Here is a 23,976-nt window from a genome sequence, read left to right as displayed (position 1 = left end):
CCCCTGGTCACTCCAGGGTGAACAGCGCGACGCTCTGGGCGGGGACCGTGACCGCGGCCCCGCCGCGCCAGCGGTTGCCGGTCAGCTCGTCGAGCTGCGGATCCGTGGCGAGCACGAGCCGGAAGCCCTCGGGGGCGGGGCGCTCCGCGGCGTCGTCGGCCCCCGGGGCGGCGGGCAGGACCGCCGCCACGGGGGCTGCGGTGCCGTTGAGGACGCACAGCCCGCAGGCCCCGCCCTCCCGGGCCGAGAGCAGCACCTGCAGCGCGCGGGCGCCGTCCGTCTGCCACAGCTCACCCGTCATGGGCTCGCCGCGCGGCGCGAACCACTCCAGGACCACGTCCTCGGGCGTGGCCGGGAAGTCGTGGGGCTGAGCCGCCAGGAAGGTCCGGCGGATCCGGATGAGCCGCTGGGTGGTCTGGAGCATGGCGCGGTCCAGGGGTGTGAGCCGCCAGTCCAGCCACGAGAGCCGATTGTCCTGGCAGTAGGCGTTGTTGTTGCCCTGCTGCGAGCGCAGCACTTCGTCCCCCGCGGTGATCATGGGGATGCCCTGGGAGAACAGCAGGGTGGCCATCATGTTCCGTGCGGTGGCCGCACGGGCCGCCCGCACGTGCGCGTCGGGGGAGAATCCCTCGTGGTCGTGGTTCCACGAGTGGTTGTCGTTGGTGCCGTCCGCGTTGTGCTCCAGGTTGGCCTCGTTGTGCTTGGCGTCGTAGGCCGTGAGGTCGTGCATCGTGAAGCCGTCGTGCGCGGTGACGAAGTTGACGGAGGCCAGCGCGGTGCGCCCGTGCGGCGCGAACAGCTCGGCCGAGCCGGAGATCGCCCCCGCGAGCCGCGCGGCGGTCCCTCCGCCGCCCCCGCGTCGCATGGTGCGCTGCCCGGAGAGCCAGAAGTCCCGGACGGTGTCCCGGTAGTGGTCGTTCCAGTCCGCCCACCCCGCGGGGAAGCGCCCGGTCTGCCAGCCGCCGGCGCCCACGTCCCACGGCTCGGAGATCATCCGGACCCCCTGCAGCACGGGATCAGCGGCCACCGCCACGAAGAACGGGTGGTTGCGGCTGAAGTGGTGGTGCTCGTCCCGGCCCAGCTCGGGCGCGAGGTCGAAGCGGAAGCCGTCCACGTGGCACTGCGTGACCCAGTAGCGCAGGGAGTCCAGGGCCATCCGGACCACCTGGGGGTTGCCGAAGTCCATCGAGTTGCCGCACCCGGTGACGTCCACGTAGGTGCCGTGCTCGTCGTGCCGGTAGTACTCCCGCTCCCCCAGTCCGCGCCAGCAGTACGGGCGCTGAGCCGCCCCGCCCTCGGCCGTGTGGTTGTACACCACGTCCAGGAAGACCTGCAGACCGGCGCGGTGCAGGGCGTCCACCGCGGCCTTGAACTCGTTGAGCACCGCGGTGGGCCCTGCCGCGCGCGCCGCAGCCGTGGCGTAGCCCGCGTGCGGGGCGAAGAAGCCCAGGGTGTTGTAGCCCCAGTAGTTGCTGAGCCCGTTCTCCGTGAGGTGCGCCTCGTCCAGGTGCGCGTGGATCGGCAGCAGCTCCACGGCCGTGACGCCCAGGCCCCGCAGGTAGTCCGTCATGACCGGGTGCCCCAGGCCCGCGTACGTGCCGCGCAGCTCGTGGGGGATGTCCGGGTGCAGCATGGTGAGGCCCTTCACGTGGGCCTCGTAGACCACGGTCTCGCGCCACGGGGGTGCCGGGCGGTCCTCGTCCCGCCACACGTGGTCCTGCGCGGTGACCACGGAGACGTACATGCCGCCGTACGCGTCCGGTCCCGGGTCCACGACGCCGCTCGGCGGGGCCACGCGCTCGAGGCCCCGGCCGTACGGGTCCAGCAGCACGATCTCCTCCGCGGGGTCCGGCACGGTGCCCGGGGCGGCGTCGCCGTCGAGGAAGCCGTAGCGCGTGCCCTCGGGCATGGCCGGGCACACGTCCCGGGCCAGATCTGCCGCGGAGAGTGCCGTCCGCTGCACGTGGCGCGGTCGCGGGACGATCCCGAAGTGCACACCGTGCTCCCGGTGCCCGAGGCGCAGCCGCTGCCACGGCTCTCCGGGGCGCTGGAGCACGAGGTCCACCGTGGTCAGCCCCGGGGCGTAGACCGCGACGTTCGCGGTGCCGTCCCCGCACGGCGAGGGGTGGACCCCCAGGGGGTGACTACGCGCCGGCACGGCGGCGCGCGATCTCGTACAGCGTGATCCCCACGGCCATGGACGCGTTGAGCGACTCCATGGCGGACTCGATGGGGATCGAGACGATCGCGTCGCAGTGCTCGGTCACCAGCCGGGAGAGCCCCTTGCCCTCCGAGCCCACGACCACCACGAGGGGTTCGGTGGCGAGCTCCAGCTGCGGCAGGGACATGTCCCCGCCGCCGTCCAGACCCACCACAAAGTAGCCCTGCTTCTTGCAGTTCTGCAGCGTGCGGTTGAGGTTGGTGGCCTTGGCCACGGGCACGCGGGCGGCCGCGCCCGAGCTGGTCTTCCAGGCCGTGGCGGTCACACCGGCGGAGCGGCGCTCCGGGAGGATCACGCCGTCCCCGGCGAACGCGGAGACGCTGCGGATGATGGCTCCCAGGTTGCGGGGATCCGTGATGCCGTCCGCCGCGACCAGCAGGGGCGGGCGGGCGGCGTCGGCGTCGTGCATGAGCGAGGCCGCGAGCTCGTCCGCGTCCGGGTACTCGTACGGCGGGACCTGCAGCACCACGCCCTGGTGGATCGCGTCCGAGGACAGCCGGTCCAGCTCGCCGCGGGAGGCCTCCAGCGTGGGGACCTGCGCCTCGGCGCACAGCTGCAGGATGTCCTTGACGCGGTCGTCCACCTCGATCTTGGTGGCCACGAAGAGCGTCTTGGCGGGGACACCCGCCCGCAGGGCCTCCAGCACGGAGTTGCGCCCGGTGACCAGGTCCTCCTTGATGGGCCCGGTGCCCGTGCGCTGGGGGCGGCGCGGCTGGTTCTGCTGTTTGCGAGCGGCCGCCTGCTTGGCCTTGTAGGCCTTGTGGTAAACCCGGTCCTCGGCCTTGGGCGTGGGACCGCGGCCCTCGAGGCCCTTCCGGCGCTGCCCGCCACTGCCCACGACGGGGCCCTTCTTCTTCTTGCGGACTGCTCCGGCGCGGTTGTTCTGGGCCATGGTCACTACTTCCGTGGGGTCACGGGTCACGGCGCGAGGGCCGCCCCGGGGTGGTCGGCGATCTGCGCCCAGTTTAGGCCAGGGTCAGGATTCCACGGACCACGCGGAGCCCTGCGCACCGTCCTTGACGACGACGCCCGCGGCCGCCAGGCGGTCCCGGAGGGTGTCCGCGAGCGCCCAGTCCCGGGCCTCCCGCGCGGCGGCGCGCTGGGCCAGCAGGTCCTGGACGAGGGCGTCGAGCGCCCGGTGCTCCGCGGCGTCGGCGTCCCGGGGCCCGTCCAGCGACATGAGCTGCAGCAGCCCGAGGACGTCCGCCATGCCGGCGACCGCGGCCACGAGCGGCTGGGCGGCCTGCGGCTCGGCCCCGGCGAGAGCCGAGTTGGCCGCGCGGACCGTCTCGTGCAGCACGGCGAGCGCGCGCGGGACATTGAGGTCGTCGTCCATGGCGGCCACGAACTCCTCCGGGACGTCCTCGGTGCGCCAGTCCAGGGGCAGCTGCGCGGCGCGCGCGGCGACGAGCGCGGACTCCACGCGCTCCACGGCGGCCGTGGCCTCCTGCAGGGAGGTGGGGCGGTAGTCCAGCACGGAACGGTAGTGGGCCTGTCCCAGGTAGTAGCGCACGGCCAGCGGACGGGCCTCGCGAAGCATGTCCTGCGGGGACACCGTGTTGCCGATCGACTTGGACATCTTCTCGCCCTGGTAGGTCACCAGCCCGTTGTGCAGCCAGAAGTTCGCGAACTCGCGGCCCGCCGCGGCGGACTGGGCGAGCTCGTTCTCGTGGTGCGGGAACCGCAGGTCCAGGCCGCCACCGTGGATGTCGAAGTGCGAACCCAGGTACTTGTCCGCCATGGCCGAGCACTCCAGGTGCCAGCCCGGGCGGCCACGGCCCCACGGCGAGTCCCAGGACGCGCTGAGCGGCTCGCCCTCCTTGTGGCCCTTCCACAGCGCGAAGTCCCGGGGATCGCGTTTTCCGCGGGGGTCCGCGTCCGGGGCGTCCTGCATGTCCTCCACGCGCTGCCGCGTGAGCTCGCCGTAGCGCGGCCACGAGCGGACGTCGAAGTAGACGTCCCCGGAACCGTCGGGCGCGGGGTACGCGTGGCCGACGTCGATGAGCTCCTGGATCAGCGCGTGCATCTCCGGGACGTGGCCCGTGGCGCGCGGTTCGTAGCTGGGCGGGTCGATCCCGAGCGCGGCGTACGCCGCCCCGAACACCCGCTCGAAGCGGTAGGCCAGAGCCCACCACGGCTCACGCGGGTGCTCACCGCGGTAGTCGTCCGCGAAGGACACGCGGGAGTTGACCAAGATCTTGTCGTCGATGTCCGTGACGTTGCGGACCGTGGTGACCTCCAGACCGCGGAACCGCAGCCACCGGGCGAGGACGTCGAAGACCAGCGCCGAGCGCACGTGGCCGATGTGCGGAGCGCCCTGCACGGTGGCCCCGCAGTAGTACAGCCGGGCCTGCCCGGGGTGCACGGGCACGAAGTCCTTGGTGGTCGCGGAGGCGGTGTCGTAGAAGCGCAGAGTCACCGGGCCAGTCTACCGGGGCGCCCGGAACGGGCCGCGGCGCACTGCGCCCGGCCGGAAACGGTCACGCCCTCCCGGTTCAGGCCGCCCTCACCACCAGGGCGGTGGCGATCGCCGCGACGCCCTCCCCTCGGCCCGTGAGTCCCAGGGCGTCGGTGGTGGTGGCACTGAGGTGCACCGGGGCGCCCGCAGCCTCCGAGAGCACCGCGGCCGCCTCCTCCCGCCGCGGCGAGAACTTGGGCCGGTTGCCCACGAGCTGCACCGAGATGTTGCCCACCGTGAAGCCGGCCTCCCCCACGATCCGGACGGCCTCCGCCAGGATCCGGCACCCGGAAGCGCCCGCGAACTCCGGGCGGTCCGTGCCGAAGTGGGTTCCCAGATCCCCCACGCCGGCGGCCGAGAACACGGCGTCCGCCGCGGCGTGTGCCACCACGTCACCGTCCGAGTGCCCGCTCAGTCCCCGCTCTCCGGGCCACAGCAGACCTCCGATCCACAGGGGGGTGCCCTCCGGACCGAAGGCGTGCACGTCCACTCCCGTTCCCACGAGGGGCAGGGGGTAGGGGGATGCCCCGACGGGGGCGCCGGGGGATGCGGGAAACTCCGCGCGGGGGTCGTTCCGGTGGGCCTGGTCCTGGTGGCGCTGGGTGTCCTCGGTCATGGACCCATTGTGGCGGACGCGATCTCAGGGGCGGGCGTCGGGCGTGCAGTCCCCCACCAGGCGTGCAGGCACCCATGTCATTCGAGCGTCCTCACGTCCAGGCACCCCGGCACCCAGGCACCCAGGTACTCACAGGTGCTCTCAGGCGCGGGACTCGACCACCGCGCGGGCCAGCAGCAGGTCCACGGGGCGGGTGATCTTGAACGACTCCGCGTGCCCGGCCACGAGGTCCACCGGGTGCTCCGGGGCATAGCGCTCCACGAGGCTGGCGTCGTCCGTGATGCCCTCCGGGTCCCGACCCTGAGCCACGGCCCTGTGCGCCGCGTGCCCACGCGGAACCCCGGGACCGGCTGGTCCCGCGGGACCCGGGCCCTGGACACCCTCCTTCGCAGGGTTCGAGGGGGCAGGGCCGCTCAGCAGACCCGCCGCCGCATTGACCCGCTCCAGCAGCTCCCGTTCGAAGCCCTGGGGAGTCTGCACGGCCCGCAGTGCGGAACGGTCCACGGTTCCCGCGCTGCGGCCCTCGGAGTCCACTCCCCGCACGGTGTCCGTCACCTCGGTCACGGGCACCACGGCGCGGGAGCCGGCGGACAGCGCGGTGACCACGCGCTCGAAGACGGCGGGCGGGGTGAGGCAGCGAGCGGCGTCGTGCACCAGAACGTGCGTGGTGCGCCCCGGCAGTGCGGCGAGGGCGCGGGCCACCGACTGGGCACGTGTGGCTCCCCCGGTGACGGCTGCGGCGCCCATCCCGCGGGCCACGGCGCTGAGCTCGGTGTCCCCCGCGGGAACGGTGACCACCACGCTCGCCGCGGGCAGGGCCTCACGGACCGTGCCGAGCGCCCACTCCAGGAGGGTCCGCCCAGCCACGGGAACCAGGGCCTTGGGCATGCCGTACCCCAGCCGGGTGCCGGAACCGGCGGCCACGACGACGACCGCGAGCCCGTCCACCGTGGACGGGCTCGCGGTCTCGTGAAGAGTCATGGTGAGCACTGGGCTCGGTGCGCGACGGTGGTCAGTCGGCGGAGAGGATGTCGTCGAGGCGCTTCTCCGCCTCTTCCTCGTCGATCTTCTTGGCCAGGGCCAGTTCGGACGTGAGGATCTGACGGGCCTTGGTCAGCATGCGCTTCTCGCCGGCGGATAGTCCCTTGCCGCGATCACGGCGCCACAGGTCGCGCACGACCTCGGCGACCTTGAGGACATCCCCGGACGCCAGCTTCTCGAGGTTGGCCTTGTAGCGGCGGGACCAGTTGGACGCCTCCTCGGCGTCCTGGGCCTGCAGCACGGCGATGACCTGCTTGAGGCCGTCCTCGTCCACGACGTCCCGCACACCCACGAGGTCCACGTTCTCCGCCGGGACCTCGATCATGAGGTCCCCCTGGGTGACCTTGAGCCGGAGATACATCTTCTCCTCGCCCTTGATGGTGCGAGTCTTGATCTCCTCGATGGTCGCGGCACCGTGGTGCGGATAAACGACCGTTTCGCCAACCTCGAAAACCATGCACAAACCCCTTTCAGCCCGCCAAGTCTACCACGGTGTATGATGCCCGATTCCTTGCTCCCCGGCTCGGGAAGTGTGCCCGCAGCGCCCTCGACGACGCCGCCGGGCCCCTCCCGGCGCCGCCCGCCAGCCCCTCGCGCCGGGCACGAACGCGCGCCACGAGAGGCGCGGGGATGCAGACGATCCGTGGCCAAACGGATAGACTCGTGGCAGTTTGTGTCCCACCACCAGAGAGCCCGAGGAGTTCGCGCCGTGAAGAACGCCGCCCACAAGAAGTTGCAGCAGCTCGGACTGGGTGCGGCAGCGCTTGCAGTCCTGACCGGCGTGAGCGGGTGCGCGTACATCAGCCCTCAGGCCACCACGGACAGCTTCGCCCCTGCGGACGGGGTGCAGATGGACCTCGGTGACGTGAAGCTGCGCAACGTGCTCGTGGTTGCCGAGGACGCGAAGTCCCAGGGCCGCGTGCTGGGCACCGTGATCAACGACGGCGACAGCGCCCAGACCGTCACCATGGACGCGGACGGTGCCAAGGCCACCATCGAGGTCCCCGCCAACAAGGAGGTCGTGCTGGAGAAGTCCAAGCCCGTCGTCCTCGAGCACGCCGGCGCTGAACCCGGTCTGATGGTGGACACCACGTTCACCGCGGGTGGCAAGGACAGCACCGTGTCGGTCCCCGTGCTGGACCACACCTACCCTCGCTACGCGTCCTTCGTCCCGGGCGGGGCACCCACCACGCCCGCCAACCCCTCGAACACGAAGGCTCCCGAGGGCCACGGCGAGCACGCCGAGGGCGGCCACTGATTCCTGGAACCTCCCGCAGAAGGGGGACCGCATCCACCACGGATGCGGTCCCCCTTCTGCATGGGCTCTGCCTCTCCGTGGGCGCGGCTCCTCCCTACGCGCGGCGCCGGTGCACGGGCGGCCGCCCCGCGACCACGTTGGCGGGCGACGCCGCCCGGCCGGGCGGCGTCGGGCGGCGGTGCCGAACCGGGCCGTTTCCCGCTCAGGGCTCGAACTTGTAGCCCAGTCCCCGCACCGTGACGATGTGCTGGGGTGCGGAGGGGTCCGGCTCCACCTTGGAGCGCAGCCGCTTGACGTGCACGTCCAGGGTCTTGGTGTCCCCCACGTAGTCCGAGCCCCACACCCGGTCGATGAGCTGACCGCGGGTGAGCACACGCCCCGCGTTGCGCAGCAGCATCTCCAGCAGCTCGAACTCCTTGAGCGGCATGGCCACCGGCTCGCCGGACACGTGCACCACGTGGCGCTCCACGTCCATGCGCACCGGGCCGGCCGACACCGTGGCGGTGATGAGCTCCTCGGGGTCGGAGCGGCGGCGCAGCACCGCACGGATGCGGGCCACGAGCTCCCGCGAAGAGTACGGCTTGGTCACGTAGTCGTCCGCGCCGAGCTCGAGGCCCAGAACCTTGTCGATCTCCGCGTCCTTGGCCGTGAGCATGATGATCGGCACGTTGGAGCGCTGCCGGATCTGCTTGCACACCTCCGTGCCGGACTGCCCGGGAAGCATGAGGTCCAGCAGCACGAGGTCCGCACCGGAGCGGTCGAACTCCGTGACGGCACTGATCCCGTCCGCCACCACGGCGACGTCGAAGCCCTCCCGGCCCAGCAGGTAGGCCAACGGGTCGCTCAGGGACTCTTCGTCCTCGACCATGAGAATCTGGGTCACGCGCGCTCCTCCACTTGATGGTGACGCTGGGCGCCGCGTGACCGCGGCGGCTCCGGCTGGTCTTCCGGGTCCTCCATGGCCGGCAGCACGAGGGTGAACGTGGAGCCCCGCCCCGGCTGGGACCACACGGACACCTCCCCGCCGTGCTGCGCCATCACGTGCTTGACGATGCTCAGGCCCAGCCCGGTCCCCCCGGTCTGGCGCGAACGGGCGCTGTCCACCCGGTAGAAGCGCTCGAAGATCCGGTCCTGCTCGGTCTCGGGGATGCCCGGGCCCTGGTCCGTGACGGTGATCTGCACGGTGCCACCGCGCTCCCGCAGTCCCACGCCCACCCGGGTGTGCTCCGGGGAGTAGCGCACCGCGTTGTCGATCAGGTTGCGCACGGCCGTGACCAGCATGTCCGGGTCCCCGAACACCGGTGACCCGATCCGTCCGCCCACCTTGATCTCGATGTGCTTCGTCTCCGCCGCCAGCCGGCTGCGGTCCACGGCCTCGCCGACCGCGCGGTGCAGGTCCACGGTGGTGCCCTTGGCCACCACGTCCGTGCCCTGGAGCCGGGAGAGCTCGATGATGTCCTGGACCAGCGCGCTCAGCCGCAGGGACTCCCGCTGCAGGCTCGCGGCGAAGTGCCGCACGGAGTCCTGGTCCTCGGCGGCGTCCTCGATGGCCTCGGAGAGCAGGCTGATGGCCCCCACCGGCGTCTTGAGCTCGTGGGACACGTTGGCCACGAAGTCGTTGCGGATGGACTGCGCGCGCACGATCTCGGTCTGGTCGTCCGCGAGCAGCAGGATGTACTCGTCCGCGATGGTCACGACGCGGATGTCCAGCACGATGGACCCACGCTGCAGCTGTCCCCGGGTGAGCTCCAGGCGCTTCTCCTCCACCACCCCGTTGCGGCGGGTGCGGCGGACCATGTCCAGCAGCTCCTGGTGCACCACCGTGTGCCCGCGGACCAGGCCGTACGCGTAGGCCGCCGGCGAGGCCCTGACCACGCCGTCCACTGCGTCCACCACCACGTAGGCGAGCCCGAGGGCCGCGAGGATCTCGGCGGTTCCCTCCGGGAGCGTGGGCTCCTGCACGTCCACGAACGCATGACGACGGCGCTGGCTCACCCGCACGGCGACCAGGCCGCTGATGCCCAGCAGGAAGCCGGTGAACCCGGCCAGCAGGGCAATCGTCGTCTCGCTCACGGTGCCAGCTTAGACGCCCCGCTCGGCCGTTCCCCCGCGGCGCGGCCCCGCCCGGGCCCGGTTCAGCCAACGTTCACCTGGGCATGGCGGTTCGTTCACGCCCGGCTGTGAAGCTGATGGGGCGTGTGCGAACTCGTCGTGCCGCTCCCCCCGGTGGCCCCCGAGCCCTGTGAGACGCGTAAGCTACGGGACCAAGAATTGCCCTGAACGAAAGGACGCCCCTGTGCGTAAGGTTTTCCAGGCCGAGCTCCACCAGGTCGGCGAAGAGCTGATCCAGATTGCCACGCTCGTGCAGAACGCACTGAGCAGCGCCCGCACCGCGTTCCTCGACGCCGACATCCAGGTGGCGGAGGAGGTCATCTCCAACGACGCCCGCATCGACTTCCTGCAGAACGACCTCGACGAGCGCTCCATCGACATTCTGGCCCTGCAGGCTCCCGTGGCGTCGGACCTGCGGATGATCGTGGGGGCCCTGCGGATGAGCGCCTCCCTGGAGCGCATGGGAGACCTGGCCCGCCACCTCGCGCAGCTCGCCCGGTTGCGCTTCCCCGAGCCCGTGCTCCCCGAGTCCATGCGGGGTCACTTCGAGCAGATGTTCGACATCGACCTCAAGCTGATCTCCCGCATGATCTCCGTCCTGGAGGACCGGGACATCAGCGAGGCGGACGAGATCTTCGCACTGAAGTCCGAGCTGAACCTCAAGCACCAGCGGGTCTTCGAGATGCTCGCGGACCCGAGCTGGGACTCCTCCGTGCCCACCGCGGTGGACGTCACCCTGGCCTCCCGCTACCTCGAGCGCATCGGGGACCACGGGGTGTCCGTGGCGCGGAAGGTCTCCTACCTCGTGACCGGCGACTGGGCGCCCGCCTCGGACACCCGTCCCACGGGGCACGGCCACATCGGCACCGACGCCGGCGAGTGACCCTCGCCCCCCGGTGTGACGAAACCCCCTGCCTCGCGGCAGGGGGTTTCGACGTGTGGGGCGGGTGCTGACTACTTCTTGCCCTGGTTGGCCACGGCCTTGATGGACTCGGCGGCTGCGTCCGGGTCCAGGTAGCGGCCGCCCGGGGTCACGGGCTTGAAGTTCTGGTCCAGCTCGTAGAACAGCGGGATGCCCGTGGGGATGTTGAGCCCGGCGATCTCCTCGTCGGAGATCCCGTCCAGGTGCTTCACCAGGGCGCGCAGCGAGTTGCCGTGCGCCGCCACCAGGACGGTCTTGCCCGCCTTGAGGTCCGGCACGATCTGCTCGTTCCAGTACGGCAGGAAGCGCTCGAGCACGTCCTTGAGGCACTCGGTGCGGGGCAGGTCGGCCACGTCCGCGTAGCGCGGGTCCCCGGCCTGCGACCACTCGGAGGAGTCGTCCAGGGCGGGCGGCGGGGTGTCGTAGGAGCGGCGCCAGGTCATGAACTGCTCCTCGCCGTACTCCTCGCGGATCTCGGCCTTGTTCTTGCCCTGCAGTGCACCGTAGTGGCGCTCGTTCAGGCGCCAGGACCGCTTCACGGGGATCCACAGCCGGTCCGCGGCGTCCAGCGCGAGGTTCGCGGTGTTCATCGCGCGGCGCAGCAGGGACGTGTGCACCACGTCCGGCAGCAGCTGATTCTCGGCGATCAGTTCGCCGCCCCGCGCGGCCTCGGCACGGCCCTGGTCCGTGAGGGGAACGTCCACCCACCCGGTGAACAGGTTCTTCTCGTTCCACTCGGACTGGCCGTGGCGCAGGAGGATGAGCTTGTGGTTCGCTGAATCGTTAGCCATGCCCCCATTGTCCCACCACCGCGGCCGCGGGGGAACGGGCGACGCGCACCGCCGCGTACAGTGACCGTGTGCCGTCTCAGCCCCGTCCTGTGGGATCCATCACCCGGGGAACCACCAACCCGAACCGGTTGCGCCGCGCGGACCGCTACCTCACGGGCGTGCTCGCCCCGGTGCTGCGACGAGCCCACGACCCCCTCGTGGTGGACCTCGGGTTCGGTGCCGCTCCGCTGACCACGCTGGAGCTGGCGGACCGCGTCCAGGCCGTGCGCGGCGGCGTCGAGGTCCTGGGGATCGAGATCGATCCCGAGCGCGTGGCCGCCGCCCAGGTGCATGCCCGTCCCGGACTGTCCTTCCGCCGCGGGGGCTTCGAGCTGCCCACGGGCACCCGCTCACCGGTGTTCGTGAGGGCTTTCAACGTGCTGCGGCAGTACCCGGTGGAGGAGGTTCCCGCGGCGTGGCAGCTGGCGTGCTCCCGCCTCGCACCGGACGGCGTGCTCATGGACGGCACGTGCGACGAGATCGGCCGCCTGGCCACCTGGCTGTGCTGCACCGCGCAGGGGCCGCAGACGTTCACCGTGAGCATGCGCCCCGGGGCCTACGAACGCCCCTCGGACGTGGCGGCTCGACTGCCCAAGGTGCTCATCCACCGCAACGTGCCCGGCGAGGCCGTGCACGACTTCCTGGCCGCCGCCGACGCCATCTGGCTGTCGAACGCCCCGCTCTCGCCCTTCGGGGCGCGGCAGCGCTGGATCGCCACGTGCCGGGGCCTGCGCGCCGCCGGGTGGCCGGTGCTGCACGGTCCGCACCGCTGGCGGCTCGGTGAGGTCACCGTGCCGTGGTCCGCGGTGGCACCGCACGAGGGTTGGGACACCCACGACTGAGACCCCGCAGCGGGCTCGGGGCGCCCCCTACCAGTACCCGGGGTTCTTGGACTGACCCGAGACCGCCGGACGGACGTCCGCGAGGTACACGCCCGCGATGGTGGCCGCGATCAGCATCAGCAGCAGCGAGCCGGCTCCCGGAACGCCCAGGCGCACCAGGGACAGCGTGGAGAACACCGCACTGAACACGGTGACCACCGCGGCGCCGCCCGTGAGCGCGAGCCAGAAGGGCTTGGTGCGCTTCCACGCCCGTTCGAACTGCACCGCCGGGCGGCGGACGCAGTCCAGGACCGCGATCAGCGCGAGGACCGCCACCACCAGGGTGATGGCGTAGTCGAGGTAGTTCGCCAGTGCGAGGGCCCACGGATAGGAAGTCACGGGGCCAGTCTACCGATCGACGAGCCGGTCGAGTCCGGCACGCAGGTCCTGCCACAGGTCCTCGACGTTCTCGATGCCCACGGACAGCCGCAGCAGGTTCTCTGGCACGCTGCCCGGCTCGTCGTGGTGGCGTCTGCGCCGTTCCACGAGCGACTCCACCCCGCCGAGGGACGTTGCCGGGGTCCACACGCGCAGGCGCGACACGAGCTCCTCGACCGCGGCGGCGTCGTCGACGTGCGGCACCACCGCGAGCACCGCGCCGAAACCGCCGTGCATCTGGGCCGCCGCACGCTCATGGCCGGGGTCCTCCGGCAGCCCCGGGTAGCGCACCCGCGCCACGGCGGGGTGCCGCTGCAGCCGGTGTGCCAGCTCCGCGGCGCTCGCCATGGAGCGTTCGAGGCGCACGGCGAGGGTGCGGACGCCGCGCAGCGCGAGCCACGCCTCGAACGGGCCGGGGATTCCGCCCTCGAGCGAGCGCTGGGAGTGCAGCCGGTCCCGCAGCGGCTGCGAGGCGCACACCACCGCCCCCATGATCACGTCCGAGTGCCCCGCGAGGTACTTGGTGGCCGAGTGCACCACGAGGTCCGCCCCGAGTGCCAGGGGCTGCTGGAGCAGCGGTGTGCCGAACGTGTTGTCCACCGCGGTGAGCACGGCCCGCTCCCGGGCGCCGCGCAGCAGGGCGGGCAGGTCCGCGACCTCGAGCACGGGGTTGGTGGGACTCTCGATCCAGAGCATGTCCGCGCCGTCGAGAGCCGCAAGGGTGGCCGCGGTGTCCGCGATGTCCACGGTGCGCACGGTGAAGATGCCGCGGTCCTGCCACCGCCGCGCGAGCTGCAGGGTCCCCTGGTAGCTGTGCCGGGGAACCACGAGCGTCCCGCCCACGGGCACGAGGCTCAGCGCCCCGGTGATCGCCGCCATCCCGGAGGCGTAGGACAGTGCGGGACAGGGTGCTCCCTCGAGCTGCGCGAGGACGTCCTCGAAGGCCTCCCACGTGGGGTTGGTGAGCCGCGCGTAGGAGCGGTCGCCCTCGGCCACGGTGCCCACACCCCGGTAGGTGGACGTCAGCACCACGGGCGGGTTCACGGGGGCGTCGTGCGTGGGCTCGGGGCGGCCGCCGGCCACCACCACGGTGTCTCTGTGCATCCCCCCACACTATCGGCGCGTCGGGCGCCCACCATCTGCTCGGGCGGCCTGCGGGCGCCCTGCTCGGATGCACCGTGCGGTGCGCCCTGCCCACCCCGTGCGCGCCGTGTCGCTGTCGGGGGCGATCGCTACAGTGGGGTGCGTGAATCAAGCAGCACGCGGGGCCCTCATCGTGTTCGAAGGCGGTGACGGCGCCGGGAAGTCCACCCAGGTCACGGCCCTCGCGCACACGCTGCAGGATGCGGGGCACACGGTGACCTGCACACGGGAACCGGGCGGCACACCCCTCGCCGAGGCAGTGCGCTCGCTCGTCCTGGACCCCACCAACGCCCCCGTCTCACCGGCCACGGAGGCGCTGCTCTTCGCCTCGGCGCGCGCGGACCACGTGGCCCGGCTGATCCACCCCGCCCTCGAACGGGGCGAGATCGTGCTCTGCGACCGCTTCGTGGACTCCTCCGCGGCGTACCAGGGCGCGGGGCGCGGGCTCGGGACGGCCGCGGTCCGCGACCTCAACGAGTGGGCGCTGCAGGGGCTCGTGCCGCACCTCACCGTCCTGCTGGACGTGGACCGCGCCACCGCCGAGTCCCGGCGCCGCTCCCGCGGGGTTGCGGCGGACCGCGTGGAGTCCGAGGCCGCGGCCTTCCACGAGGCCGTGAACGCCGCCTTCCGCGACCTCGCGGAGCTCGCCCCCTCCCGCTACCTCGTGCTGGACGCCGCAGCACCTGCCGAGGACATCACCCGCGCGGTGCTGCAGCGCGTGTCCGCTCTGGTCCCGGCTCCCCCGGAGGCTGCACGGTGAGCGTCTGGGACGAGGTGGTCGGTCAGCCGCGCGTGGTGGAGCAGCTGCAGCGCGCCGCACGGGACAACGAACCCACCCACGCCTGGCTCTTCACCGGCCCGCCGGGCTCGGGGCGCTCCACCGCGGCCCGCGCGCTCGCGGCCGCCCTGCTGTGCGAGCACGGCACGGGCTGCGGCCAGTGCCACGCGTGCCGCACCGCATTCGCCGGAACTCACGCGGACGTCACCAACTTCGTCACGGAGAACCCCCAGATCAGCATCGAGGAGGCCCGCGAGCTCGTGGTGCGGGCCCAGGACCGCCCCTCCGTCGGTTCGTGGCGCGTGATGATCGTGGAGGACGCCGACCGCATGACGGAGCGCACCTCCAACGTGATGCTGAAGAGCATCGAGGAGCCTCCCCCGCACACCATCTGGCTGCTGTGCGCGCCCTCCCCCATGGACGTGCTCGTGACCATCCGCTCCCGCTGCCGCGCGGTGACCCTCAAGGTGCCGTCCCCGGAGGACGTCGCCCGCCTGCTGGTGGCCCGCCACGGCGTCAGCGAGCAGCGTGCCGTGGAGTGCGCGCGGCTCGCACAGTGCCACGTGGGGGTGGCCACGCGCCTCGCGCTGTACGACGACGCCCGCACGCGCCGCCAGGAGGTCGTCTCCCTCCCGCTGTCCATGCGGGGCGTGACCCAGGCCGTCCGTGCCGCGGACCGTCTCCACCGCCTGGCCGTGGACGAGTCCGCCGCGGACGCCGAGGCGCGCAACGACGCCGAACGCGCGCAGCTTCTCGTGTCCATGGGCGCACCCGAGACGGGACGCGTGCCACCCGCCATCCGGGGTGCCCTCAACCGGCTGGAGGCGGACCAGAAGCGGCGCTCCCGCCGCATCCAGACCGACACCCTGGACCGCTTCCTGATCGACCTCACCACGTTCTACCGGGACGTGCTGAGCGTGCAGCTGGGCACGGGGATGCCGCTGATCAACCTGCACCTGGAGGGGCAGATCCGCGGCTACGCCACCAACACCCCGGCGGAGCAGACCCTGCACAAGATCGACGTGATCAGTGAGACGCGGCGCCGGATCCGCACGAACGTGAGCGCGCAGCTCGCGTTCGAGGCCATGATGGTGTCCATCGTCTGACCCCTCCGAGAGGCCCCCGTGACTTCCTCCCTCCCCCGCCGCGCGGCGGTCCTGCTGTGCGCCGCGGCACTGTCCCTCACCGCCTGCTCGAGCGGGGGCGCTCCCTCCGATCCCGCGGCGAGGGGCACGGCGGACCCGGACGTCACGGCGGGCACGGACGCCGCGCTGCAGCGGTACTACACCCAGTCCCCGCAGTGGAGTCAGTGCGAGCGGACCTCCGAGGAGCAGGAGTTCCCCCGTGGCCTCGAGTGCGCCGGGATCACGGTTCCCGTGGACTACTCGGACCCGGGGGCCGGTGACACCACCGTGACGATCGCGCGTCTCGAGGCCACCGGTTCCGGTTCCCACGGAGCGCTGTTCCTCAACCCCGGCGGCCCCGGTGGGTCCGGCGTGGACATGATGGCCTCCGCGGACTACTTCACCTCCCAGCAGACGCGCAGGAACTACGACCTCGTGGGCTTCGACCCCCGAGGGGTGGGCCGCTCCGACGGGATCAGCTGCCTCACCGACCGGGAGATGGACGAGTGGCGCGCCGAGCCCGCCTTCGACCCCCGCAGGGAGTCCCTGAACGACGTCCGCGAGAGCTCCCGGGAGATCGGGCAGAAGTGCCACGAGCACTCCTCCGCGGTGGTGTCCCACATGGACACCCAGAGCGTGGCCCGGGACCTGGACGTGCTGCGCGCCGTGGTGCAGCAGCCGACCACCCACTACCTGGGGTTCTCCTATGGAACGGAGATCGGCGCGACCTATGCCCACCTCTTCCCGTCCCGGACCGGCCGGATGGTCCTGGACGGGGCGGTGGACCCCACCCTTGACGACCGGGCCTCGTCCCTGGCCCAGGCCAGGGGCTTCGAGGACAACCTTCGGCACTTCGTGGCGGACTGCCAGCAGACCACCCGGGACTGCGCGGTGGGAGGAAAGGACGTGGACGCCGGAATCCGCAAGATCCAGGACATGCTCGCCACCACCGCCGAGGGGCACGCCAGGACCTCCGACGGCCGCCCCGTCACGGCGACCAACGCACTGGAGGGCATCCTGGTGCCCCTGTACTCCACCACCGCGTACCCGCAGCTGAACTCGGCGCTGTCCCAGGCCTTCGACGGGAGCCTGGACCAGCTCATGGCCTTCTCCGACTCCAACCACGGACGCGGTGCCTCCGGGAAGTACACCTCCAACGTGTCCATGGCCTTCACCGCCGTGAGCTGCCTGGACGCCTCCCCGGAGCGGGTCACCGACGAGCAGATGGAGCAGGCCGCCCGTGAGCTCGCCCAGCAGGCCCCGACGTTCGGCCCGTACCTGGGCTACGGTGCCGCCGCGTGCCAGGGGTGGCCCGACGAGCCCGTGACCCCGCTCCCCGGCTACCGGGCGGACGTGGCAACATCCGCCCTCGTGGTCGGAACCACCCACGACCCGGCCACGCCGTACCCGTGGGCGCAGTCCCTCACCGAGCAGCTGGGGAACGCCCGGTTGCTGACCCACCAGGGCTACGGGCACACGGCCTACACCTCCGGTGAGCCGTGCGTGACGGGCGCCGTCGACAACTACCTCCTGGACGGCACCCTGCCCGAGGAGGGGACCACGTGCGGGGCCGGCTGAGCCGCGGATCGCCCCGGCGCTGATTGGTGGTGCCGCGCCGCCATCTGATAATGTTTCGGCGTGCATCTGGGGTCACCGCATCCCGGTCACGCCGCCTTAGCTCAGTCGGTAGAGCGATTCACTCGTAATGAATAGGTCGCCGGTTCGATTCCGGCAGGCGGCTCCACCACGAAACGCCCCGTCACCGCACCGGTGACGGGGCGTTTCGCGTGTTCCGGGGCCTCTCCCCCGCGCGAGAGGTCCGCTCAGTGCGTCCGGGCGCCCGCCTCGGTGCGCCGCGCCCGCTCGTCGGCGGCGTGGGCCTCCGGCTGGGACCGGCGCAGCCAGCGGGTGTGGACACGGAAGTTGATCTCCACCAGCAGCGAGCCCACGGCGGCGATCGCGAGGCCGGCCCAGAGCAGCGAGGCGTGGGGCAGCTCGAACTGGTGGTAGGTGAGCGAGATCGGGATGACCAGCACCAGCAGAAGCCCCGCGTACATCCCCAGGACCAGCGCCAGCCGCACCACGTTCAGCGGACGGGCGCCCACGCACAGCACCCACAGCCCCACGAGGACCAGCACCAGGAAGTTGGACGTCTGAAAGGCCTGCGTGCTCGCCGCTGGGTCCACGGTGCGCTCGTAGTAGTTCAGCGCCACCACGCACAGCGTCACGATGGCCGCGCTCGGCAGGGCGAAGTGCAGCGACCTGCGAAGGTACCCGGGGACGTAGCGGCGGGTGTTCGGGAGCATGGTCAGGATGAAGGATGGGAAGCCGATCATCAGCGCGTCGGCCGTGGAGTACTGCCGGGGCAGGAACGGGAAGGTCCACGCGAGGAGCCCCAGGACCACCCCCATGAACACCGCGAACCCGGTCTTGGTGAGGAACAGGTTGGTCACGCGCTCGATGTTGGCGATGATCTTCCGGCCCTCGCCGAGCACCGCGGGCAGCCGGGAGAACTGGCCGTCCAGCAGCACGAGCCGGGAGACCGCCTTGGTGGCGGGCGCCGCATTGCCCATGGCGATCCCGAGGTCCGCGTGCTTCAGGGCCAGTGCGTCGTTGATGCCGTCCCCGGTCATCGCCACCACGCGCCCGCTCCGCTGCAGACCGGTCACCATGTTCTTCTTCTGGTGGGGCGACACGCGTCCGAACACGCTGTGCTCCAGGGCGGCACGGTGCAGCACCTCGCCGTCCTCCGGCAGCTCGCTCGCGTCCACCGCCCCGTGGGAGACGTCCATCCCGGCCATCCGCGCGGCGGCCGCCACGGTTGCGGGGTTGTCACCCGAGAAGACCTTCAGGTCCACCCCCTGCTCCGTGAAGTACGCCAGGGTCTCCCGGGCGTCCGAGCGCACCTGTTCCCGGAAGGTGATGAGGAACTGGGGGGACTGGTCCGCGGGGAGCTGCTGCGCCGCCCGCGGTGCGGTCCGGGGTCCGCGCGGGTCCTCCATGACCAGGTGCTCCGCGTGGGACAGCACCATGGTCCGCATGCCTGCGGCGGCGAGCCGCTGCGCGTGCTCCCTGGCCTCCCGGTGCCGATCGGCGCCCAGCAGCACCTCGGGTGCCCCCAGGATCCACGCGCCCGAGTCCGCGAACTCCACCCCCGAGAAGCGGTTCGCGGAGGAGAACCCCAGCACCGCCACAGGGGGTTCGGGGTGAGGATGCTCGAAGCCCTCCGCGAGCGCGGCGGCCGTGGGGTTGGCGTGCGGATCCGCGCCGAACCACGCGAGTGCCGCGGCGGCGTCGGGCGCCGGGTCGATGACGCCCGCGGCCACGTCCTGGACGGGGTCGCCCGCGGCCTGCGCCCCGGCTGCCCCGGAGACCCCGGGGGAAGCGGGTGCGGCACCTCGGACATCCACGCCGCCGCGGACGACGCCGCCCGGCCCGGTCCCGCTCTCAGGGGCTCCCGTGGCCCGGGGTGCGGTCAGGGCGGTGGGGGCGGCGGGAACGAGGGGGCGGGCGGCGTCGAACGAGACGCCTCCCTCCGTGAGGGTGCCCGTCTTGTCGAAGCACACGGTGTCCACCCGTGCGAGAACCTCCACGGCGGGCTGCTCCTGGATGAGCACCTCGTCCCGGGCGAGCTTCACGGCGGCCACGGCGAAACTGATGGTGGTCATCAGGGCGAGACCCTGGGGGATCATGGACGCGACCGAGGACACCGAGGCGACGAGCGCCTCCTCCCAGGCACCGGTCTCTCTGGCCTGCTGCCAGCCGCCCACGGCCCGCATCTGCCCGTTGAGGACGACCGCGATGATGGGGATCAGGGCAATGGTCAGCCAGCGCACCACGCGGGCGAGCGAGGCGCGCAGCTCGGACCGGATCGGCGCGAACTGGCGCGCCTCGGTGGCGAGCTTGGACGCGTGGGACTTCTCCCCCACCGCGGTGACGCGCACGCGCCCGGAGCCGCTCGTCACGCTGGACGCGGAGAACACCTTGTCCCCGGGTGACTTCACCACGGGGTCGTTCTCCCCCGTGAGCAGGGACTCGTCCAGGTCCAGGCCGTCCGCCTCCAGCACCACGGCGTCCGCCGGAACCTGATCGCCGCGGGAGAGCAGCAGGACGTCGTCCAGCACGATCTGCTCGAGCGGGATCTGCGTGACCTCCCCGTCCCGCAGCACCCTGGCCGGGTCCCGCCGCAGCAGGGCGATCCGGTCGAGCTGCCGCTTCGCGGAGTACTCCTGCACGATCCCGATGGTCACGTTGCTCAGGGCCGCGAGGACGAACAGCAGGTCCAGCCACCGTCCGAGGGCGATGACGACCGCCGCGCACAGACCCAGCACCAGGTTGAACAGGGTGAACACGTGGGTGCGGATGATGGCCCACACGCTGCGGGAGGTGGCGGTGGAGGCGTCGTTGGCGAGGCCCAGTTCCACCCGCTGCGCGACTGCCCCGCTGCTGAGGCCCTCGCGGACCAGGGTTCCGTCGTCCACCGTGTCCGGCCGGGACAGGGTGTTCTGGGTCCTCTGGGGCATTGCTCTCCTTGGCTGGGCAACGGTCCGTCCCAGTCTATGGCGAGTGGCCTTCCGACAGCCCGCAGGAAGATCTCTCACGATGATCCGCCAGGGGGTTACCAGGCACTTCTGGGCCACGGACAGGACCCGTGGCCACATCGCTCGCCGCTCCGTCAGATCTCGAAAAGGCAACGATCCCGCCGTGGTCTTTCCTTTGGCAACGGTGTTTCATAACATCGTTTCCAGGACAGTGCGGCCCAGGCCACCGTACGATCCGCAACAGGGGACACAAGGTGCCCCGGAGTTCCTCTCACCGACCCTCGCGGTCGACGGGGGAGGAATCTCCGGGGCACTCTTCATGCGACGGGATGGTGCTCGCGGCCGGCGGCGCCGACAGCGGTGCACGCCTCGCGTTTCTCCTCCGGGAGTCGTGCCCACCGCTCCGCGACACCACGGAGGTCTCACGGTCGGCTCCGACCGCCGCCGCGTCGCCCACCGGGGACGTGCCGCCACGGGGACGACAGGGCCGGGCTCAGGCTCTCGACGGGTCGTGGGCGGCCATGAGGTGCTCTGCGGCCGCCACGTACTCCTCGACGACCGCACCGCGGCGGCGGATCGAGTCCACCCCCGCGGAAGGCGACTCGGGCCGCTCGGGGGCGCGGGCGTCGTCGGCACCCGAGGGCCCGTCCGGCGCCGCGGCGCGCGCAACCCCCGAAGCGGCGAAACGCGCCATCGTCAGTGCTTCGGCGGTCTGCGCCATCGCATTGCCCGCCCGGGAGAGCTGGCGGTGGACGTCCGAGAGGTACCCGGACGGGGAGTGCGGGATGTCCTGGGTTTGGGACGGAGCGCGCACGTGGGCGTCCATGCACACGCCCCTCACGCGCGGCAGGAGCTCCGCGAGCTCGTTGGCCACGGGCACGGCCGCGGCCCGCAGCTCGGGGTCGCGGACGGACTCGAGGATCTGGTGGTACCGGTCCAGGCCCCGCTTGAAGCGGTCGTGCGCGCGGCGCCAGACGCCCTCTCCCAGCTCGCGCTCGTCCCGGCGCGTGGCCCTGTAGTCACCGAAGAAACCCACCGATACCTCACTTCTCTTTCTGCAGCCCGCGGGCAGCGGTTCATGCTACCGCCCTCAGCAGCAACGGCCCTCGGGGTGGGCGTCCTGCCAGTCCTGGTAGTCCCGCCAGAACTCCCGTTCCGACATGGGCGCCTGCTCAGTGCCCGTGGCGCGGTGGTACTGCAGGTAGCGCTCGTACCGGTCTGCGCCGAGCACTCCGTTGCCGAAGCCGACGACGCCGCGCCACCAGGTCCCGAGCCGCGCCCGCCCGGACACGGGTTCCTGGGTGGCCCCGGCCATCAGTGGTGCCCTCCGCCGGTGGGCGTGCGCTGCTCGAGCGGCAGCGCCTCCCACTGCCTCGCGAGTGCCTTCTCCGAGGGCGTGGCCACCAGGCCGGACGGCGCGTAGAAACGGGACTCCACGAACGGGTCCTCGTGGGTGGCCCGACGCTGTCCCCGCACCGCCTTGACGGTGTGCACCGCGGCCACGACCACCACGATGATGGTGAGCACCACGAACAGGATGGACAGGGTGCCCTGGACGAACGTGTTGCGCACGACCGCCTCCATGGCCTCCACGCTCTTGGCGGTGCCGAAGCTGGTCTTCCCCTGCGCCAGGGCGTCCTTGAACGCCGTGTGGCTGGCCCAGTACCCCACCTTGGGGTCCGCGGAGAAGATCTTGTGCCACGAGCCCGTGACGGTGACCACCACGTCGAACGCGAGCGGGATCAGGATGATCCAGAGGTACCTGGCCCGGCCGAGGTTGGCGGCGATCGCGAGGCACACCGCGAGCGCAATGGCAGCGAGCAGCTGGTTGGCGATGCCGAACAGCGGGAAGAACGTGTTGATGCCGCCCAGCGGGTCCGTGACACCGAGGATCAGGATGGACCCCCACCCGGCCACCATGATCGCGGTGGTCAGCCACGCCCCGGCGCGCCAGTTGACGTCCCGGAAGCGGGGGAAGAAGTTGCCCAGGGTGTCCGTGAGCATGAAGCGGGCCACGCGGGTGCCCGCGTCCACCGCGGTGAGAATGAACAGCGCCTCGAACATGATCGCGAAGTGGTACCAGAAGCTCATCATGGACGGGCCGCCGAACCACTGGTGCATGATGTGCGACAGGCCCACGGCCAGGGTGGGGGCACCGCCGGTGCGGGAGACGATGCTCTCCTCCCCCACGGCGTCCGCGGTACCCTGCAGCAGCTCGGGGGTCACGTGCACGCCCGAGAGGCCCAGCGAGTTCACGAAGGCGGCCGCGCCCTCCACGGTGCCCATGGTGGCCGCCGGGGAGGCGTTCATCGCGAAGTAGATGCCGCGGTCGATCGAGACGGCCGCCACGAGCGCCATGATGGCCACGAAGGACTCCATGAGCATGCCGCCGTAGCCGATGAACCGGGCCTGACGCTCCTTCTCGATCATCTTGGGCGTGGTGCCGGAGGCGATGAGCGCGTGGAACCCGGAGAGCGCGCCGCACGCGATGGTGACGAACAGGAACGGGAACAGGGAGCCGGTGAAGGCCGGCCCGTCCGTGCGGCTCGCGAACTCGCTGACCGCGGGGACGGTGATCTCGGGGCGCACCACCACGATCGCGGCGGCGAGCAGCACGATGGTGCCCACCTTCATGAACGTGGAGAGGTAGTCGCGCGGGGAGAGCAGCAGCCACACGGGCAGCACTGCGGCCACGAAGCCGTAGCCGATCACGCACCACGCGAGGGTCACGCGGTCCAGGGTGAACAGCTGCGCGCCGAGCTCGGTGTCCGCGACCCAGCCGCCGCCCACGATCGCGGCCATGAGGAGGCCGAAGCCGATGACGGAGATCTCCATGACCTTCCCCGGACGCAGGTACCGCAGGTAGACGCCCATGAACAGGGCGATGGGAATGGTCATGCCCACCGAGAACACGCCCCACGGGGACTCGCCCAGGGAGTTGACCACCACGAGGGCGAGGATCGCCACGATGATGACCATGATCGCGAGGGCGGCCACGATGGCCGCGTAGCCGCCCACCACGCCGAGCTCCTCCCGGGCCATCTGACCGAGGGAGCGCCCACCACGGCGCATGGAGAAGAACAGCACCAGGTAGTCCTGCACCGCACCGGCGAGGATCACCCCCACGATGATCCAGATGGTGCCCGGGAGGTAGCCCATCTGCGCGGCCAGCACGGGTCCCACCAGGGGTCCCGCGCCGGCGATGGCCGCGAAGTGGTGGCCGTAGAGCACCCGCCGGTCGGTGGGCAGGAAGTCCTTGCCGTTCGCGTGGTACTCCGCCGGGGTGGCACGCCGGTCGTCCGGCCGCGCCAGTTTCACCTCGATGAACTTGGCGTAGAAGCGGTACGCGATGAAGTAGCTGCACACCGCCGCGAACACGAACCAGATGGCGTTGACGGACTCGCCGCGTGCGAAGGCGATCATCACCCAGGCCACGCCGCCCAGCAGGGCGATGCCCACCCACAGCGCGATGCGCAGGGGCGTCCACCGGGTCTGCTCGCGGTCCAGGACCTCCGGGTCCACGCGGTTGGGTGGCAGGTCCGCGGGACCTCCCTCGGCGGGCTGGGAGGCGCCCGCCGGCTGGCGGTGTGTGGTGCTCATGGGGAAGGCTCCGAACATCGTGCGAACACGCCCGGCAGGACGTGTGATGGTGCGCACGATTCTATGCGAGCCC

Annotated in this window: 21 protein-coding genes and 1 tRNA gene; 7 read left to right on the top strand and 15 right to left on the bottom strand. The window is 71.7% G+C overall.

Translation table 11 applies throughout. The features are described from left to right. Positions 1-7: 7 nt before the first annotated feature. From glgX to EAE32_RS11035, 6 genes are all read right to left on the bottom strand, one after another. Complete coding sequence (gene glgX / locus EAE32_RS11060) at positions 8-2,158, bottom strand: glycogen debranching protein GlgX (protein ID WP_121865190.1); 2,151 nt, start codon at positions 2,156-2,158, stop codon at positions 8-10. Further along, positions 2,145-3,113, bottom strand: a complete 969-nt coding sequence (rlmB, locus tag EAE32_RS11055) for a 23S rRNA (guanosine(2251)-2'-O)-methyltransferase RlmB (RefSeq protein WP_121865218.1) — start codon at positions 3,111-3,113, stop codon at positions 2,145-2,147. Before rlmB ends, glgX begins: the two co-directional genes overlap by 14 nt. Before the next feature lie 84 nt (positions 3,114-3,197). After that, positions 3,198-4,640, bottom strand: coding sequence for a cysteine--tRNA ligase (cysS, locus tag EAE32_RS11050; RefSeq protein ID WP_121865189.1), 1,443 nt, complete (start codon positions 4,638-4,640; stop codon positions 3,198-3,200). 76 nt (positions 4,641-4,716) lie between these two features. Further along, entirely contained in the window at positions 4,717-5,295 is a 579-nt protein-coding gene (gene ispF, locus EAE32_RS11045) for a 2-C-methyl-D-erythritol 2,4-cyclodiphosphate synthase (protein ID WP_243635698.1), read from the bottom strand. A 141-nt stretch (positions 5,296-5,436) separates the two neighbouring features. Continuing rightward, positions 5,437-6,276: an IspD/TarI family cytidylyltransferase gene (locus EAE32_RS11040; RefSeq protein WP_243635697.1), complete on the bottom strand. Its 840-nt coding sequence runs from the start codon at positions 6,274-6,276 to the stop codon at positions 5,437-5,439. Between the two features lie 31 nt (positions 6,277-6,307). After that, positions 6,308-6,793, bottom strand: coding sequence for a CarD family transcriptional regulator (locus tag EAE32_RS11035; RefSeq protein ID WP_121846266.1), 486 nt, complete (start codon positions 6,791-6,793; stop codon positions 6,308-6,310). A gap of 252 nt (positions 6,794-7,045) precedes the next feature. Between EAE32_RS11035 and EAE32_RS11030 the strand changes: the two genes are divergently transcribed. Then, positions 7,046-7,594 (top strand): hypothetical protein, encoded by a 549-nt coding sequence (locus EAE32_RS11030; protein WP_121846267.1) that lies wholly within the window; start codon positions 7,046-7,048, stop codon positions 7,592-7,594. Positions 7,595-7,796: 202 nt separating this feature from the next. Here EAE32_RS11030 and EAE32_RS11025 read toward each other — a convergent pair whose 3' ends face one another. Both EAE32_RS11025 and EAE32_RS11020 read right to left on the bottom strand, forming a co-directional pair. Next, positions 7,797-8,477, bottom strand: a complete 681-nt coding sequence (locus tag EAE32_RS11025; protein ID WP_121865188.1) for a response regulator transcription factor — start codon at positions 8,475-8,477, stop codon at positions 7,797-7,799. Further along, positions 8,474-9,667, bottom strand: a complete 1,194-nt coding sequence (locus EAE32_RS11020; RefSeq protein WP_121846269.1) for a sensor histidine kinase — start codon at positions 9,665-9,667, stop codon at positions 8,474-8,476. The genes EAE32_RS11025 and EAE32_RS11020 overlap by 4 nt, the downstream gene beginning before the upstream one ends. A 223-nt stretch (positions 9,668-9,890) precedes the next feature. On the opposite strand from EAE32_RS11020, the gene phoU reads away from it, so the two are divergent. Continuing rightward, positions 9,891-10,589 (top strand): phosphate signaling complex protein PhoU, encoded by a 699-nt coding sequence (phoU, locus tag EAE32_RS11015; protein ID WP_121846270.1) that lies wholly within the window; start codon positions 9,891-9,893, stop codon positions 10,587-10,589. 71 nt (positions 10,590-10,660) lie between these two features. On the opposite strand, the gene EAE32_RS11010 is transcribed toward phoU, so the two are convergent. Then, entirely contained in the window at positions 10,661-11,419 is a 759-nt protein-coding gene (locus EAE32_RS11010; protein WP_121865187.1) for a phosphoglyceromutase, read from the bottom strand. A 68-nt stretch (positions 11,420-11,487) separates the two neighbouring features. On the opposite strand from EAE32_RS11010, the gene EAE32_RS11005 reads away from it, so the two are divergent. Beyond that, on the top strand, positions 11,488-12,300 hold the full coding sequence (locus tag EAE32_RS11005) for a class I SAM-dependent methyltransferase (RefSeq protein WP_121865186.1): 813 nt from the start codon (positions 11,488-11,490) through the stop codon (positions 12,298-12,300). 27 nt (positions 12,301-12,327) lie between these two features. Here EAE32_RS11005 and EAE32_RS11000 read toward each other — a convergent pair whose 3' ends face one another. Together EAE32_RS11000 and EAE32_RS10995 are read right to left on the bottom strand one after the other, a co-directional pair. Continuing rightward, positions 12,328-12,678: a DUF2516 family protein gene (locus EAE32_RS11000; protein WP_121865185.1), complete on the bottom strand. Its 351-nt coding sequence runs from the start codon at positions 12,676-12,678 to the stop codon at positions 12,328-12,330. A 9-nt stretch (positions 12,679-12,687) separates the two neighbouring features. After that, positions 12,688-13,821 (bottom strand): trans-sulfuration enzyme family protein, encoded by a 1,134-nt coding sequence (locus EAE32_RS10995; protein WP_121865184.1) that lies wholly within the window; start codon positions 13,819-13,821, stop codon positions 12,688-12,690. Between the two features lie 142 nt (positions 13,822-13,963). Here EAE32_RS10995 and tmk point away from each other — a divergent pair, with 142 nt between their 5' ends. The 4 genes from tmk to EAE32_RS10975 all read left to right on the top strand — a co-directional run bounded on the left by tmk (position 13,964) and on the right by EAE32_RS10975 (position 17,506). After that, the gene (gene tmk / locus EAE32_RS10990; protein WP_243635696.1) at positions 13,964-14,620 is read left to right on the top strand and encodes a dTMP kinase; all 657 of its coding nucleotides are present in this window, start codon (positions 13,964-13,966) and stop codon (positions 14,618-14,620) included. Beyond that, positions 14,617-15,744 carry a DNA polymerase III subunit delta' gene (locus EAE32_RS10985; protein ID WP_121846276.1) on the top strand — a complete coding sequence of 376 codons (1,128 nt, stop codon included), beginning with the start codon at positions 14,617-14,619 and terminating at the stop codon, positions 15,742-15,744. The genes tmk and EAE32_RS10985 overlap by 4 nt, the downstream gene beginning before the upstream one ends. A gap of 18 nt (positions 15,745-15,762) precedes the next feature. Beyond that, positions 15,763-17,340, top strand: a complete 1,578-nt coding sequence (locus EAE32_RS10980; RefSeq protein WP_121865182.1) for an alpha/beta hydrolase — start codon at positions 15,763-15,765, stop codon at positions 17,338-17,340. 90 nt (positions 17,341-17,430) lie between these two features. After that, a tRNA-Thr gene (locus EAE32_RS10975) sits at positions 17,431-17,506 on the top strand. Between the two features lie 79 nt (positions 17,507-17,585). Here EAE32_RS10975 and EAE32_RS10970 read toward each other — a convergent pair. The 4 genes from EAE32_RS10970 to EAE32_RS10955 form a co-directional block, all read right to left on the bottom strand. After that, the gene (locus tag EAE32_RS10970) at positions 17,586-20,285 is read right to left on the bottom strand and encodes an HAD-IC family P-type ATPase (RefSeq protein WP_121865181.1); all 2,700 of its coding nucleotides are present in this window, start codon (positions 20,283-20,285) and stop codon (positions 17,586-17,588) included. A gap of 511 nt (positions 20,286-20,796) precedes the next feature. Beyond that, positions 20,797-21,339 carry a hypothetical protein gene (locus EAE32_RS10965; protein WP_121865180.1) on the bottom strand — a complete coding sequence of 181 codons (543 nt, stop codon included), beginning with the start codon at positions 21,337-21,339 and terminating at the stop codon, positions 20,797-20,799. Positions 21,340-21,393: 54 nt separating this feature from the next. After that, positions 21,394-21,618, bottom strand: coding sequence for a YbdD/YjiX family protein (locus tag EAE32_RS10960; RefSeq protein WP_121865179.1), 225 nt, complete (start codon positions 21,616-21,618; stop codon positions 21,394-21,396). Further along, entirely contained in the window at positions 21,618-23,903 is a 2,286-nt protein-coding gene (locus EAE32_RS10955) for a carbon starvation CstA family protein (protein ID WP_121865178.1), read from the bottom strand. Before EAE32_RS10955 ends, EAE32_RS10960 begins: the two co-directional genes overlap by 1 nt. Positions 23,904-23,976: the final 73 nt, after the last annotated feature.

This window comes from Kocuria tytonicola (genome assembly GCF_003687175.1).
In the GTDB taxonomy this organism is placed as follows: Bacteria; Actinomycetota; Actinomycetes; order Actinomycetales; family Micrococcaceae; genus Kocuria; species Kocuria tytonicola.
This window is presented reverse-complemented; position numbering and strand designations above follow the sequence as displayed.